This is a genomic window from Alcanivorax hongdengensis A-11-3 (assembly GCF_000300995.1).
Lineage (GTDB): Bacteria > Pseudomonadota > Gammaproteobacteria > Pseudomonadales > Alcanivoracaceae > Alcanivorax > Alcanivorax hongdengensis.
The window spans coordinates 21,657-37,660 of record NZ_AMRJ01000004.1; the positions used below are offsets into that span (position 1 = coordinate 21,657).

Here is a 16,004-nt window from a genome sequence, read left to right on the forward strand (position 1 = left end):
CTTGATTCAGAGCGGGCCGTCAGGCCTCAGGCATTGAGCGGCGGGAAAGGGATAACCCAGCACAGGTTACGATTTTGCAATGCATCCATGCCATGGGGATAGAGGGCCACGCCATCCGGGCGGATAAAGATGACGCCGCCATCATTGAGCCCCACATAGCCGGCGCTGTGTTCGCGCACATAACCGCCCTCGTCCTGCCAGTGCGGTTGCAGTGAGGCTGGAATGGTTTCATAGCCGATGACACCATTGGCAAGCGGGTCATCAATGGCCACCCGGTCCCGGTAGAGGCCCACCGCATCGGCCCCCACCAGCAGCACCATGCCCTGGTGAAAATGCAGCAGGGTCACGTTGCCGCGCCCGGGCAGCGCCAGGTTTTCCTGGCGGTCGATAATGGTATCCATAGAACGTTCAACCTTAATGGATCGAGCAGGTAAATGGCTGAAAACATTGTAATACTTACCGGCGCCGGAATCTCTGCGGAATCCGGTATCAAGACTTTCCGCGCCGCTGACGGCCTGTGGGAAAACCACCGGGTGGAGGATGTGGCCACGCCGGAGGCCTTCCAGCGTGACCCGGTGCTGGTGCAGGACTTCTATAACCGGCGGCGCCGGCAGCTGCTGACCGGCGTCCAGCCCAATGCCGCCCACCGGGCCCTGGCCCGGCTGGAACAGCAATATGGCCGTGGCGAGGTGCTGCTGGTCACCCAGAACATCGACAACCTGCACGAACGGGCCGGCAGCCGCAACCTGATCCACATGCACGGCGAACTGCTCAAGGGCCGTTGCCAGCGCAGCGGCGGCCTGGTGCCGGTCGACACGGATCTGAGCGTGGAGCTGCCCTGTCCCCTGTGCGGTGCCAGCGGCTGCCTGCGCCCCCATGTGGTGTGGTTCGGCGAGATGCCGCTGGAGATGGAGCGCATCTACCAGACCCTGGCCCGCTGCGACCTGTTCATCAGCATCGGTACCAGCGGCAACGTCTACCCGGCCGCCGGCTTCGTGGAAGAAGCCAACCGCCATGGCGCCCACACCGTCGAGCTGAATCTGGAGCCGTCCCAGCGACTGACATCGTTCGCCGAACATCGCCACGGGCTGGCCTCGGAACTGGTGCCGGCCTATGTGGAGGCGCTGATCGCGCAACGCTGACAGCCGCGCCGCATTGAATCGGCCCCCATTGCCCCAACCTATGAGTGGAACAGGGGGGCTGATATTTCTATAGCCGGCGGATTCGGCTAGACTGCTGAGCCTCTACAAAAGGAGTGTCAGCCCGGGCTGAAACAGGGGTGGGAACGCCCCTGGCCTCCAGCAACGACAGGTAGTTAAGACCATCATGACCGATAAACAGGTAGACGATCTCAATATCGCCTCGCAGGAACTGCTGATTACGCCCAACGCACTGAAGGAAGAGCTGCCGCTCTCCGACAATGCCCGTCAGACCGTGATCGAAGGCCGTGAGACGATTCGCAATATTCTCGACCGCAAGGACCACCGCCTGTTCGTGGTGATCGGCCCCTGCTCCATCCATGACCCCAAGGCGGCCATGGAGTATGCCCAAAAGCTCAAGGCCCTGGCCGAGGAAGTGAAGGACACCATCTACCTGGTGCTGCGCGTCTACTTTGAAAAGCCCCGCACCACCGTGGGCTGGAAGGGGCTGATCAACGACCCCTACATGAACGACTCCTTCAAGGTACAGGACGGGCTGCACATCGCCCGCAAACTGCTGCTGGACGTGGCCGAGCTGGGCCTGCCGGCGGCCACCGAGGCGCTGGACCCGACCACCCCGCAATACCTGCAGGACCTGATTGCCTGGAACGCCATCGGCGCACGCACCACCGAAAGCCAGACGCACCGGGAAATGTCTTCCGGCCTGTCCAGCCCGGTGGGCTTCAAGAATGGCACCGACGGCAGCCTGGATGTGGCCGTGAACGCCATGCTCAGCGTCAAGCACCCGCACCGTTTCCTGGGCATTGATCCGGAAGGCCGCGTGGCACTGACCACCACCAAGGGCAACCAGTACGGCCATGTGGTACTGCGCGGTGGTGGCGGCAAGCCCAACTACGACTCGGTGTCCGTGGCACTGGCCGAAAAGGCTCTGGAGAAAGCCGGCGTGTCCACCAACATCATGGTGGATTGCTCCCACTCCAACTCCAACAAGGACCCGGGCCTGCAACCGCTGGTGATGGAAAACATTGGCAACCAGATTCTGGAAGGCAACCAGTCCATTGTCGGGCTGATGGTGGAATCGCATCTGAAATTCGGCAACCAGAAGATCCCGGCCAACCTGGAAGATCTGGAATATGGCGTTTCCGTCACCGATGGCTGTATTGCCTGGGACACCACCGAAGAGGCCATCCGCGGCCTGGCGGACAAGCTGCGCGACGTGCTGCCCAAGCGTAACGGCTGACGCCCAAGCCTCCAACGGCGCCCACAAAAAAGCCCCGGCAATGCCGGGGCTTTTTTTGTTTGCTGTCTTGCTGTGCTTACCTGCCAGCGCCCCAGCGCCGGCAGGTGCGGTTCGGATCAACCACCCAGGTTGCCAAAACCACCCAGCAGACCGGTGAGCAGGTTGGGCAACTCACCGCCGGCCTCCATCAGACACTCCACCGGCAGAGTCGGGCTCAGACCACCACTACCGGCCACCGGACACAGCTGGCTGGTAATCGGATCCGTGCCACCGGTGCCGCCCGTGGCGCCGCCCAGCAGGTCCTGCAGCTGGGACAGGTTGCCACCGGCTTCGGTGAGGCAGTCAAAGGCCGTGGTCGGGCCCAGATCGCCGCCCGCCGTGGTCGGGCAGAACTGGGTCAGCACCGGCTCCAGCGGGTTGGCACCGCCGGTGGGCAGACCACCACCGGCCGCTTCCATGAAGCAGGCCGCCGGGTCGATCGGGCTGGTTGCTGCCGCTTGCGGACACAGGGCCTCGGTCAGCGGGTTGGCACCCAGCAGCAGGTCCTGCACGTCACCAAAGCTGCTACCGGCTTCGGTCAGGCAGTCCAGCGGCGTGGTCGGACCCAGATCACCGTCAGCGGTGGTCGGGCAGAACGGGCTCAGCAACGGAGACAGCGGGTTGCCATCGGTACCCGGCAGACCGCCGCCGCCCGGCAGGCCACCACCGGCCGCTTCCATGAAGCAGGCGGCGGGATCAATCGGGCTGTTGGCTGCCGCTTGTGGACACAGGGCGTCGGTCAGCGGGTTGGAGCCGAGCAGCAGGTCCTGCACGTCACCAAAGTTGCCACCGGCCTCGGTCAGGCAGTCCAGCGGTGTGGTCGGGCCCAGGTCCCCATCGGCGGTGGTCGGGCAGAATTGACTCAGCACTGGCGCCAGCGGGTTGCCATCGGTACCCGGCAGACCACCGCCACCCGGCAGGCCGCCACCGGCCGCTTCCATGAAGCAGGCAGCGGGGTCAATCGGGCTGTTGGCCGCCGCTTCCGGGCACAGGGCCTCGGTCAGCGGGTTGGCACCGAGCAGCAGGTCCTGCACGTCACCGAAGTTGCCACCGGCTTCGGTCAGGCAGTCCAGCGGCGTGGTCGGACCCAGATCGCCGGCCGCCGTGGTCGGGCAGAATTGCTCCAGAACCGGCGCCAGCGGGTTACCGTCGGTACCCGGCAGGTTGCCACCGCTGGGCAGGTTTTCACCGGCTTCCATGAAACAGGCGGCCGGATCCAGCGGGCCGTCCTGAGCGGAAGTCTGCGGACACAGGGCGTCGGTCAGCGGATTGGAACCGAGCAGCAGATCCTGCACGTCACCAAAGTTGCCACCAGCCTCGGTCAGACAGTCAATCGGCGTGGTCGGGCCCAGATCCGCTTCAGCGGTGTTCGGGCAGAACTGGGACAGTACCGGCGCCAGCGGGTTGCCATCGGCACCCGGCAGACCGCCACCACCCGGCAGGCCACCACCGGCCGCTTCCATGAAGCAGGCAGCAGGGTCGATCGGGCTGTTGGCCGCCGCTTGCGGGCACAGGGCCTCGGTCAGCGGGTTGGCGCCCAGCAGCAGATCCTGCACGTCGGAGAAGTTGCCACCGGCTTCGCTCAGGCAGTCGATCGGCGTGGTCGGGCCCAGATCACCGGCCGCCACGTTCGGGCAGAACTGCTCCAGCACCGGCGCCAGCGGGTTGTCACCGCCGGTGCCGCCACCGGGAAGACCACCCGGCAGACCGCCAGCAGCTTCCTGGAAGCAGGCCGCCGGATCAATCGGGCTGTTGGCCGCCGCTTCCGGGCACAGGGCTTCGGTCAGCGGGTTGGCACCCAGCAGCAGGTCCTGCACGTCGGAGAAGTTGCCACCGGCTTCGGTCAGGCAGTCGATCGGCGTAGTCGGGCCCAGATCCGCTTCAGCGGTGTTCGGGCAGAATTGCGCCAGGGCCGGTGCCAGCGGGTTGCCATCGGCACCCGGCAGATCACCACCACCCGGCAGGCCACCACCGGCCGCTTCCATGAAGCAGGCAGCGGGGTCAATCGGGCTGTTGGCCGCCGCTTCCGGACATAGGGCCTCGGTCAGCGGGTTGGCACCCAGCAACAGGTCCTGCACGTCGGAGAAGTTGCCACCGGCCTCGCTCACGCAGTCGATCGGCGTTGTCGGGCCCAGATCACCGGCCGCCACGTTCGGGCAGAATTGCTCGAGGACTGGCGCCAGCGGGTTGCCATCGCCACCCGGCAGGTCACCACCACCCGGGAGACCGCCGCCTGCGGCTTCTTCGAAGCAGGCCGCCGGATCAATCGGGCTGTTGGCCGCCGCTTCCGGGCACAGGGCCTCGGTCAGCGGGTTGGCACCCAGCAGCAGATCCTGAACGTCGCCGAAGTTACCACCGGCTTCGGTGAGACAGTCGATCGGCGTGGTCGGACCCAGGTCACCGGCTGCGGTATCCGGGCAGAACTGAGCCAGGGCCGGCGCCAGCGGGTTACCGTCAGCGCCCGGCAGGGGCAGATCACCACCACCCGGCAGGCCGTTACCGGCGGCTTCCATGAAGCAGGCAGCCGGATCAATCGGGCTGTTGGCCGCCGCTTCCGGGCACAGCTGCTCGGTCAGCGGGTTGGCACCCAGCAACAGATCCTGCACGTCGGAGAAGTTGCCACCGGCTTCGGTGAGACAGTCAATCGGCGTGGACGGGCCGATATCGGCCATGGCGGTTTCCGGACAGAACTGCTCCAGTACCGGCGCCAGCGGATTGGCGCCATCGCCACCACCACCGGGCAGGTTGCCACCGCCGGTAACCGCTTCGCTGAAGCAGGTCATCGGGTCGATACGGCCGTCAGCCGCATCCATCGGACACAGGGCCTCGGTGAGCGGGTTGGGCGCGGTCAGCATGTCGATCACGGTGATGTAGACACGGCTGGCCTCGTTCAGGCAGTCGATCGGAGTTTGCGGGCCAAAACCACCGGCCCCGGCTTCCGGACACAGCTGATCGGTGATCTGGCCAGCACCGGGCAGGCCGCCGGCACCCCCATCACCACCATCGCCGCCACCACCGGGCAGGCTACCGTTACCCACGGCTTCCGCGAAGCAGCTTTCCGGATCGATGTTGCCGTCCGCGGCTTCCTGCGGACAGATGGCATCGGTGATCGGGTTGCTGCCACCCAGCATGTCACCCAGATTCTGAAGGTTGCCAGCGGCTTCCTGCAGACAGGCGGCCGGGAACGTCAGGGTGCCATCAAAGGATGTGTCGGTGTCATAGGCAAAATCCTGGGGCAGCATTTCACCGTTGAAGTGGAAGGTAGCGTCGAACGCTTCGGCCGCGGTCGGGCAGAAGCTCTGGACGATCGGGTTCAGGGACAGGGAATACCCGGTGTCCTCTTCCGCCTGGTCCTCGCCCTCTTCCATACAGTCTTCAGGATCGATCGCGCCATCTTCGTCCGCCGCCGCAGCGGTATCCGGACAGAAGGTATCGGTGAAATCGTTATCCTCATCCACCACTTCCGTGGTATCGGGGGTTTGCTCACGGGGTGTCGCCGCGTTGTCGTCGGCCGGAGTAGCCGAGCTACCGCCGCCTCCGCCGCCACAGGCGCTGAGCAGCGCAGCCAGCAGGCTGCTGCCGATCAGGAGCTTGATATTGGTAGCCAAAGTGAATCCCTCCCTTGTACTTGTCGTCATACTCTCTCTGGGCAGAGAGATGTACTGGCGACTATGGAAGGGATGTGCAATCTAATGTAGAGCAAGGTGGTTGACTGACTGTAAGCAAGCGTAGCTCTGGTTACCGAATGGTGTCTGAACCGGCCTCGCCGATACGCACGGATACAATATGCAGATTTATGAGAACCCGGTCACATTTTTGGCGCCGGCCATTCAGGCTCGCCGGCTCACGACCCGGGTGCGGGCACGCAGGTGACCGGCTTCATCCTCCTCGCGCAGGATCTCGTTGACGAAGCTGCCGATCTCACGCAGGGCCAGTGATGCCTCCGGTAACCAGGCTGCCAGTGCATGGAAGACATGCATCATGTCTTCCCACACCTGAAGCTGGCAGGGCACGCCGGCCTTGCGGGCCTGCTCCGCCACGCGCACCGCATCGCTGTAAAGCACCTCGGTGCTGCCCACCTGAATCATCAACGGCGGCAGGCCGGTCAGATCGGCAAAGGCCGGTGACAGCATGGGCGATGCCGGGTTGTAACCTTCGCTGTAGGAGGCCGATACAAAGCGCAGGGCCTTCATGGGAATGAACGGATCGTGCCGAACATGGCGCCAGTGACTTTCACCACTGCAGGTCAGGTCCGCCCAGGGGCTGATCAGCACGGCACAGGCCGGCATCGGCAAAGACAGTTCGCGCAGCCGCAGCAGCGTCACCAGTGCCAGGTTGCCGCCGGCGGAATCCCCGGCGAAAACGATATCGCGGCTGCGATACCCCTGTTTGAGCAGCCCCTGATAGGCCCGCACCGCATCTTCCAGCGGCGCGGGATAACACCAGTCCGGCGGTTGCCGGTAATCCAGCGCCAGCACCTTGGCCCGGCAATGGCGACTGAGCCGCCAGGTCACCGCCCGATGGGAACGGGGCGAGCCGAAAAAGTAGGCGCCCCCATGGAAATACACCACCACACGGTTGGAACGCACTTCTCGCCCGGCGATCAACCACTCGCAGGGGACACCGCCCATGTGCGTGCGAGCAATATGCACGTTGGCCGGCACCGGTAGGGCCAGGGTCAAGGCATCAAAACCCAGTTGGGAAAACTTCATGAAACGTCGGGTAAAACGCAGACGGCTGATCACCGGCTTGATGGCACGGCCCATTACCCGGTTGACCACCCTGCCCTGCCAGCTGATGGCAGGGTGCATGCTGTCGGCGTTGTTGCGGTTGGACGCCATCGACGGACTCTTGCTGCGTGCTTTATCCCAGAGTAAGTAGCCCCGGCGCCTTGAACAAGACACAATGCGGTCAATAAGGTCTACGGGTTAATCACAGAATGCGTATGGACACCCAGCGCCAGCGTTGGCGGCATATTATTTTCGGCACCGACACGCCCGCCGGGCAGCTGTTCGACCAGCTGCTGATCATCGCCATCATCGCCAGTGTGGCGGCGGTGATGCTCGACAGTGTCGCCGGCATTCATGAACGCTTTGGTAGCTGGCTTTACGCGGCAGAATGGTTTTTCACGATACTGTTCACGCTGGAGTATGTGGTGCGCCTGTGGGTCAGCGAACGGCCGGTGCGTTATGCCCGCAGCTTTTTTGGCGTGGTGGATCTGCTCTCGGTGATTCCCACCTACCTGAGCCTGTTTGTGCCCGGCTCCAATTACCTGCTGACCATTCGGGCCCTGCGCGTGTTGCGCGTCTTCCGGGTCATGAAGCTGGCCAAGTTCATGGGCGAGGCCAATCAGCTGGGGCTGGCGCTGGTACGCACCCGCCGCAAGATTGCCGTCTTCATGTTCTCGGTGGTGGTGGTGATCATTATCTTCGGCAGCCTGATGTACGTGGTGGAAGGGCCGCACAACGGCTTTACCAGTATTCCGCGCAGCATCTACTGGGCGGTGGTCACCATTACCACCGTGGGCTATGGCGACATTTCGCCACAGACACCCTTTGGGCAGTTTATTGCCTCACTGGCCATGATCACCGGTTATGCGATTATTGCCGTGCCCACCGGCATCGTCACCGCGGAAATTTCCGCCGCCCGGGTGGCGCTGCGTTTTCAGCGCGAATGCACCCAGTGCCATCACCATGACCACGATCTGGATGCCCGCTTTTGCAAACAGTGCGGCACCGTGCTGCCCAGGCTGCCGATGGATTAGTCACTGGCTGGACGCAGCAGCCCCTTCTCTTCCAGCACCTGTACAAACAGGGACGGCTCCGGGCGAATGCGGTAATTATCCGTCAGGTGCTGGTAAACCAGACGCCCCTTGCTGTCGATCACCATCACCGTGGGCATCACGGTATCGCTGCCGTACCCCAGCGCTTCCAGTCCCAGGGGGGTGCCGCCCTGATCGACAATGCCCAGCGCTCGGGCGGCCTTGAGGTCGGTGTCGACCAGAAATTCGAACGGGACATCGAAACGCTGAGCCAGCTCGCGGGTATGACGCTGGGACTGGGGGCTGACCAGTGCCACCCGCACGCCGCGCGCCTGCAGGTTGCGGTACTGGCCGGCCATTTCCTTCACCTGGGCCATGCACAGCGGGCACCAGTTGCCCCGGTAGAACAGCAACACCAGTGGCTGGCCCTTGAAGGCCGCCAGGGTCACCGGTTTGCCCGCTTCATCGGTAAAGGCCAGCTTCGGCATCGGCTTGCCCACCTGCACGGTGGAGCGGCGATTCTGATAATGACTGTACCAGCCAAAGTACTGCAGCATGCCCATCTGACAGAGGAAGGCCAGCAACGGCACCCAGGGCTGGGTGTTGCCCACCCACAACATGCCGCAGGCGGCAAGCAACCCACCGAACACGGTCCACTGCAGCAGCGGAATCTGCTCCGGCGTGCGGGCCGGCTGCTTGAAGAACAACCAGCCGAAGAAGCCGATCATTGGCGCGCTCGCGGCCAGCAACGCCAGGCCACTGCGATCCTGCTGTGCCAGTAACCACCCGGCGGCCGTCAGCGTCACCAGCAGGACCACAAAATACGCAGAGATAAATAACGATTTAAGACTTTTCATCAGACCTTTCCCGATTGGCTGCCCGGTGGTTGCGTCACCACCGGGTGCTGATTGTAACGGGTATCTGATGCGTCGTCTGGCCGCTTGTTACTCCGCCGTGGACGCCAGCATGGCTGTTTCGCCGCGGGCCAGCAGCGCCTTGAGTTCCGGCACGCAGGAGCCACAGTTGGTGCCGGCCTGGCAACAGCGGCCAATGGCCTCGGCACTGTCGGCGCCCTCCTCGATGGCCGCTTCGATGGTTTTTTCCCGCACCTGGAAACAGCTGCACACCACCGCGCCCAGATCCGGCCCGGCATCGGCGGGCTGGCCGGCCAGTAACGCCAGCGGCGGCGGCGAGGCATCCATGGCGAAGCAGTCGGCGAGCCACTCCACATCACAGTTGGGCAGGTCCGGGCCGATGGCCAGCCAGGCCAGCAGACGACCGTGGCTGTCCATGGCGGCGCGCCGGAAATGGCCCTGCCCCGGATCATCCAGATGCAGCCACTGGGCGGCATCGGGCAGCCACTCCTGTAATTGCTGTTGTGTCAGGTCCGCATCGCCGGCCAGCCGATAGCGCTGTACCTGGCCCGCCTGCACAAAGGCATCGACGGGAACTCGGGCCCAGTACTCCACCGCCGGTGGGGTCACGGCGGTGAACAACCAGCCATGCCAGCGGGGTTGCCAGTCGCTGACATTGACCGGCGTATGCTTGAACGCCGGCTGGCCGGAATGCGGATCCAGACGTGCCGGGACCAGGGCATCCACCCGGGCCCGGCGAGAAAACTGATCGGTCCAGTGCATGGGCATGAAGGCCGTGCCCGGCTGCTGGCCGGCATCGGCGCGTACCCGCACCAGGGCATCGCCCACCCGGCTGGTCAGGCGCACAAAGCCGCCATCGCAGAGCCGGAACCGTTGTATGTCGTTGGGATGCAGGGCGGCAAAGGGTTCGCTCAGGTGCGCAAACAGCCGCCCGGCCCGGCCGGTGCGCGTCATGGTGTGCCACTGGTCGCGGATGCGGCCGCTGTTGAGCAGCAGCGGAAATTCCGCGCGGGTTTCCACCGATGGCGGCGGCGCACAGGGCACGAAACGGGCCCGGCCGCTGGCGGTACTGAAACGGCCATCGGCGAAGCAACGGTCCGCGCCCTGCAACGGCCAGCGGGCGGGTAGCCAACGCTCGTACTGGTCGGCGCTCAAGCCTGCCGCGGCCGTCAGGTCCAGCCGCTTGCCAAAACGCACGGCCTCGGCAGTGAGCGCCGCATACTCGGCAAAAATCTCCTGTTCATGCTGATACTCGAAGCCCCGGGCAAAGCCCATTCGGCGTGCCACTTGGGTGATGATCCACCAGTCCGGGCGGGCCAGGCCCGGCGCCGGCACAAAGGCCCGCTGGCGTGACATGCAGCGCTCGGAATTGGTCACCATGCCGGATTTCTCGCCCCAGCCCAGGGCCGGCAGCTTGATGTCGGCGCAGGCCAGGGTGTCGCCACTGGCCACGCAATCGGACACCACCACGGTGTCGCAGGCCATCAGTGCATGGCGTACCCGGTCCGCCTCCGGCAGGGAATCCACCGGGTTGGTGGCCATGATCCAGACCGCCTTGACCTGGCCGCTTTCCACCGCGCGAAACAGATCCACCGCGTTGAGGCCGGCATGGTCCGCCAGGGTCGGTGATTGCCAGAAGGTCTGTACCGCCTGGCGGTGATCCGGGTTTTCGATGTCCAGGTGCACGGCCAGCTGATTGGCCAGTCCGCCCACTTCACGCCCGCCCATGGCATTGGGCTGGCCGGTAATGGAAAAGGGGCTGGCCCCGGGTTTGCCCACCCGCCCGGTGGCCAGGTGGGCATTGATGATGGCATTGCCCTGATCAGAACCGTTGCGCGACTGGTTGATGCCCTGGGAAAACACGGTGACCGTGCGCGGGGTATCCCGGAACCAGTGAAAGAAGCTGTCCAGATCCTGGCGGCTCAGGCCCAGCTGCGCGGCCAGCTTGCCGGCATGACGGTGGCCCTGACCGGCTTGCGCCAGGGCCTGCTCCAGCCCCTCGGTATGGTCGCGTATATAGTCGTCATCCAGACCATTGTTGTCGGCCAGCCAGCCCAGCAGCGCGTTGAACAGGGTCACGTCCTGGCCCGGATTGATGGCCAGGTGCAGGTCGGCCAGGTCACAGGTGGCGGTGCGGCGCGGATCAATCACCACCACTTTCATGGCCGGGCGTTCGGCCTTGGCCGCGGCAATGCGCTGGTAAACGATGGGATGGGCCCAGGCGGTATTGGAGCCGGTGAGGATCACCAGGTCCGCCAGCTCCAGATCGTCATAGCAGCCCGGCACCACGTCTTCGCCAAAGGCGCGCTTGTGGGCCACCACCGCACTGCTCATGCACAGGCGCGAATTGGTATCGATATTGGCGCTGCCGATGTAACCCTTCATCAGCTTGTTGGCCACGTAATAATCTTCCGTCAGCAACTGCCCGGAAACATAGAAAGCCACCGCATCCGGACCATGCTGATCGATCACCCGGCGAAAGCGATCGGCCACTTCGCCCAGCGCCTTTTCCCAGCTGACCGTGCGGCCCTGTATTTCCGGCTCCAGCAAGCGATCCTGGTCGCCCAGGGTTTCCAGTACCGAGGAGCCTTTGACACAAAGTCGACCGGCGTTGGCCGGGTGAGCATTGTCGCCGGAAAGACGTTCGCCATCGGTGTTGATTCCACAGCCCACCCCGCAGTAGGGGCAGGTGGTGCATACACTCATGCGGCCAGTTCCTCCTGGTCTTTTTCACTGTGCTCGGCGGGCTGGCAGAAGGCCTCGCCCAGCAACAGGCACTGACGCCATTCACTCAGGTCCCGGCCCTGGCGCCACAGCGTTTCATAGAACAGCGCATCACTGACATCGCCGTAGAGCACCATGCCCATCAGTCGGTTGTCGCACAGACGCAGGCGTCGGTAGCCGCCGGGCAGTTGCAGGGTGAGAATGTCTCCCTCGCCGTCAAACCGGCCACAGGAATAGACATCGATGCCGGCGATCTTCAGCCGTGTGGGGGTGTCGGTGTGCAGATAACGGCGGTGGCCCAGTTCCGCCAGGTGGCTGGCACAGACCGCGGCCTGCTCATAAAGCGGCGCCACCAGGCCGAAAGTGCGCTGGCGATGTTCGATACACTCGCCCACGGCATAGATGGCCGGGTCGAAGGTCTGCAGGGTGTCATCCACGCGGATGCCCTGCCCCACGGTCAGGCCCGCCTGGCTGGCCAGCGCCGTGCGCGGCACGATTCCCACCGCCTGCACCACCAGGTCGGCGGCCAGTTCACGACCATCGTCCAGGCACACGGCCGTCACCTGTCCCCGGCCATTGTCCCGCAACCCGGCGGTGCGGGCCTGCATGACAAACCTCAGGCCTCGGCCCTCCAGATCCTGTTGCAGGCGGGTGCCGGCGGCGGCATCCAGTTGCTGGTTGAGCAGATGGCCACGGCTGTGCACCAGGGTCACGCTATGGCCGTGGCCGAGCAGCGCTTCCGCCGCCTCCAGACCGAGAAAGCCACCGCCGACCACGACAATGCGCGACGGCGGCAACGCCAGCAGGCGACGCACGTCATACAGATCACGGAAGCTCACCACACCCTGCAGCCCGGCACCGTCCACCGGCAGCGCCCGCGGCGCGGAGCCGGTGGCCAGCAGCAGACGGTCATAGGGCAACACGTGGCCGGCGGCGGTGATTACCCGGCGCCGGTGACGGTCGATGGCGGTCACCGGCGAACCAGTGATCAGCCGAATACCCTGCTCCCGGTACCAGCGGTGGGAATGGGTGGTAATGCCCGGCTCATCGGTGTGCCCTCCCAGCAACGGCGACAGCATCACCCGGTTGTAACCGGCAAAGGGTTCCTCGCCGACCACCGTGATCTGATAGAGATCCGGCGCCAGGCGCAACAACTCCTCCAGCAGGCGGCAGGCCGCCATGCCATTGCCGACCACCACCAGCTTCTTGCTGTCACCGGGTCTGCTGTTGCCCTGTCTGCTGCCGGTTCCGGTCATGGTTATACCGCCACGCCCACTTCCACCTGGCTGCCGTTGAGGCGTACCGGGTAAACCGTCAGACGCACACTTTCATCTTCCAGGCACTGGCCACTGTCCAGGCAGAAGTGCTGTTTGTAGATCGGCGAGGCGACCACCTTCTTGCCACCCAGCGAGCCCAGCAGGCCGCGGCTCAGCACATTGGCGCGGCTGAACGGATCGTGGTTGTCGAGTGCGAACAGCTCGTCTTCACGGGTGCGGAACAGGGCCGCCTGACCGCCCGCCAGTCGCACGCCCACACCGGTACCGGGGAGCACTTCTTCCAGCCGGCATACCGGCTGCCATTCCACATTCACTGCACTGTTCATGGCCTCAGGCCTCCTCTGCCATTTCGATTCGTTCGTGTTGATACGCGGGGCGACGCTGGCCGCGCTCGCGCACATAGACCAGGCTGTCATCCGCGGCGTCCTGGTCGTTGATGAAGTGGTTGAAGCGTTTCACTGCTTCCGGATCTTCGATGGTGGATTTCCACTCACACTGATAGGTGCTGATGACGTGCTGCATCTGCGCTTCCAGCTCGTCGCCGATCCCCAGGGAGTCCTCCAGAATCACCGCCTTGAGGTAATCCAGACCGCCTTCCAGGTTTTCCAGCCAGACGCTGGTGCGTTGCAGACGGTCGGCGGTCTGGATGTAGAACATCAGGAAGCGGTCGATAGTGCGGATCAGCTGCTCATCGGTCAGATCGGAGGCGAACAGATCCGCGTGGCGCGGACGCATGCCACCATTACCGCAGACATAAAGGTTCCAGCCCTTTTCGGTGGCGATGACCCCCACATCCTTGCTCTGCGCTTCAGCACATTCGCGGGTACAACCACTGACGGCCATCTTGATCTTGTGGGGACTGCGCAGGCCCTTGTAGCGCTCTTCCACCTGAATGGCGGTGCCCACGGAATCCTTGACGCCGTAGCGGCACCAGGTGGAACCGACACAGGATTTCACCGTGCGCAGGGATTTACCGTAGGCGTGACCGGTTTCAAAACCGGCATCCACCAGAATCCGCCAGATCTCGGGCAGCTGTTCCACGCGGGCGCCGAACAGGTCAACCCGCTGGCCACCGGTGATCTTGGTGTAGAGGTCGTATTGCTTGGCCACTTGCCCCAGCACGATCAGCTTGTCCGGGGTGATTTCGCCCCCGGCCACCCGCGGCACGATGGAGTAGGTGCCGTCGCGCTGCAGGTTGCCCAGGAAGTAATCGTTGGTGTCCTGCAGGCCGGCGTGGGGCTTTTTCAGCACATAGTCATTCCAGCAGGAGGCCAGCACCGATGCCACGGTGGGCTTGCAGATATCACAGCCATCACCGCTGCCGTGTTTCTCCAGCAGCTCGTCGAAGGTGGTGATCTGCCCCACGCGCACCAGGTGATAGATTTCCTGGCGCGAATAGGCGAAGTGTTCGCAAAGGTGGTTGTTCACCTCCACGCCCCGTTTTTCCAGTTCGCTGTCGAGCACCTGCTTGACCAGAGCGGCACAGCCACCACAGGTGGCAGAAGCCTTGGTGCAGGCTTTCAGCTCACCCACGGTGGTGGCGCCACCATCAATGGCACCGCACAGATCGCCTTTGGAGACATTGTTGCAGGAACAGATCTGCGCACTATCGGGCAGCGCATCGGCGCCCAGCAGCGGCGCGCCGTCGGAGACCGGCGCCACCAGCGCGGCCGGATCACCGGGCAGGTCCATGTTGTTGAGGCATAGCTGCAGCAGGTTGCCATAATCGTTGGCATCCCCCACCAGCACCGCCCCCAACAGCTTCTTGCCACATTCGCTGATCACCGCCTTCTTGTAGATGCCGGCGGTCTGATCCATGAACACGGCACTGCGCGCGCCGGGGGTGGCAGCGTGGGCATCGCCGATGGAGGCCACATCCACGCCCATCAGTTTCAGCTTGGTGCTCATGTCGGCGCCGGTGAAGGCCTGTTGCTGTGCACCGGCCAGGTGATCGGCGGCCACTTCCGCCATCTGGTAGCCCGGAGCCACCAGACCAAAGATTCGACCGCCCCACAGGGCCACCTCACCGATGGCATAGATATCCGGGTCGGAGGTCTGGCACTGGTCGTTGACCACCACACCGCCACGCTCACCCAGTGCCAGGCCGCATTCACGGGCCAGGCTGTCCTGCGGACGAATGCCGGCGGAAAACACGATCACGTCGGTTTCCAGGTGGCGGTCTTCCCCGAAGTTCATGCGATGCAGGCATTGCTCACCGTCGACAATATCGCGGGTGCCGGTGTTGGTGTGAACGGTAACGCCCAATTCCTGAATCTTGTCTTTCAGCAAGGCGCCGCCGAAATCATCCACCTGCACCGCCATCAGGCGCGGCGCGAATTCCACCACATGGGTCTGCAGGCCCAGATCATGCAGCGCCTTGGCCGCCTCCAGCCCCAGCAGGCCGCCGCCGACTACGGTGCCGACCTTGCCGTTCCGGCTGGCGGCGATAATGGCATCCAGATCGTCAATGGTGCGGTAAACGAAACAGTTGTCGCGATCATTGCCGGGAATCGGCGGCACGAACGGGTAGGAGCCGGTGGCCAGTACCAGTTTGTCATAGCCCAGGGTGTCGCCCTGGTCAGTGGTCACCGTGCGAGCCTGACGGTCAATCTGTTCGGCCCGGGTATTGAGTCTGAGCGTGATGCCGTTGTCCTCGAAAAACCCGGCCGGCACCAGTGACAGGTCTGCGGCGCTCTTGCCGGAGAAGTAGCTGGTCAGGCCAACCCGGTCATAGGCCGGCAGCGGCTCGGCACACAATACCGTGATGTTGTATTGCTGGTGCGCGCCATGCTGCACCAGCGCTTCCAGATAACGTTGACCGACCATGCCGTGGCCGATTACCAGAATGTTTTGCTTGGTCATAAGCTTCACCCTCACTGGCGAATGACAGTTGGGGCTAGCAGAGCAAGGCACGTGCCAACTCATTAA

General features: G+C 64.1%; 11 protein-coding genes. 3 read left to right on the top strand and 8 right to left on the bottom strand.

Going from position 1 to position 16,004, the window contains the following annotated elements:
• Positions 1-26: 26 nt before the first annotated feature.
• Positions 27-401 (bottom strand): hypothetical protein, encoded by a 375-nt coding sequence (locus A11A3_RS04345; protein ID WP_008928052.1) that lies wholly within the window; start codon positions 399-401, stop codon positions 27-29.
• Positions 402-434: 33 nt separating this feature from the next.
• Here A11A3_RS04345 and cobB point away from each other — a divergent pair, with 33 nt between their 5' ends.
• Positions 435-1,142, top strand: coding sequence for a Sir2 family NAD+-dependent deacetylase (cobB, locus tag A11A3_RS04350; RefSeq protein WP_008928053.1), 708 nt, complete (start codon positions 435-437; stop codon positions 1,140-1,142).
• A gap of 184 nt (positions 1,143-1,326) precedes the next feature.
• Entirely contained in the window at positions 1,327-2,400 is a 1,074-nt protein-coding gene (locus tag A11A3_RS04355) for a 3-deoxy-7-phosphoheptulonate synthase (RefSeq protein ID WP_008928054.1), read from the top strand.
• A gap of 116 nt (positions 2,401-2,516) precedes the next feature.
• Here the strand turns inward: A11A3_RS04355 and A11A3_RS04360 are convergent, their stop codons facing one another.
• Entirely contained in the window at positions 2,517-6,047 is a 3,531-nt protein-coding gene (locus tag A11A3_RS04360) for a hypothetical protein (RefSeq protein WP_008928055.1), read from the bottom strand.
• A gap of 222 nt (positions 6,048-6,269) precedes the next feature.
• Entirely contained in the window at positions 6,270-7,280 is a 1,011-nt protein-coding gene (locus A11A3_RS04365) for an alpha/beta hydrolase (protein WP_008928056.1), read from the bottom strand.
• 104 nt (positions 7,281-7,384) lie between these two features.
• On the opposite strand from A11A3_RS04365, the gene A11A3_RS04370 reads away from it, so the two are divergent.
• Positions 7,385-8,203 (top strand): ion transporter, encoded by an 819-nt coding sequence (locus A11A3_RS04370; protein ID WP_083851671.1) that lies wholly within the window; start codon positions 7,385-7,387, stop codon positions 8,201-8,203.
• On the opposite strand, the gene A11A3_RS04375 is transcribed toward A11A3_RS04370, so the two are convergent.
• From A11A3_RS04375 to nirB, 5 genes are all read right to left on the bottom strand, one after another.
• Positions 8,200-9,057 carry a peroxiredoxin family protein gene (locus A11A3_RS04375; RefSeq protein WP_008928058.1) on the bottom strand — a complete coding sequence of 286 codons (858 nt, stop codon included), beginning with the start codon at positions 9,055-9,057 and terminating at the stop codon, positions 8,200-8,202. The two genes, A11A3_RS04370 and A11A3_RS04375, sit on opposite strands and share 4 nt — an antisense overlap.
• 87 nt (positions 9,058-9,144) lie before the next feature.
• Positions 9,145-11,781, bottom strand: coding sequence for a nitrate reductase (locus A11A3_RS04380; protein ID WP_008928059.1), 2,637 nt, complete (start codon positions 11,779-11,781; stop codon positions 9,145-9,147).
• Positions 11,778-13,055, bottom strand: coding sequence for an NAD(P)/FAD-dependent oxidoreductase (locus tag A11A3_RS04385; RefSeq protein WP_008928060.1), 1,278 nt, complete (start codon positions 13,053-13,055; stop codon positions 11,778-11,780). Before A11A3_RS04385 ends, A11A3_RS04380 begins: the two co-directional genes overlap by 4 nt.
• A gap of 2 nt (positions 13,056-13,057) precedes the next feature.
• Positions 13,058-13,402 (bottom strand): nitrite reductase small subunit NirD, encoded by a 345-nt coding sequence (gene nirD, locus A11A3_RS04390; protein WP_008928061.1) that lies wholly within the window; start codon positions 13,400-13,402, stop codon positions 13,058-13,060.
• Between the two features lie 4 nt (positions 13,403-13,406).
• Complete coding sequence (nirB, locus tag A11A3_RS04395; protein ID WP_008928062.1) at positions 13,407-15,938, bottom strand: nitrite reductase large subunit NirB; 2,532 nt, start codon at positions 15,936-15,938, stop codon at positions 13,407-13,409.
• Between the last annotated feature and the right edge of the window lie 66 nt (positions 15,939-16,004).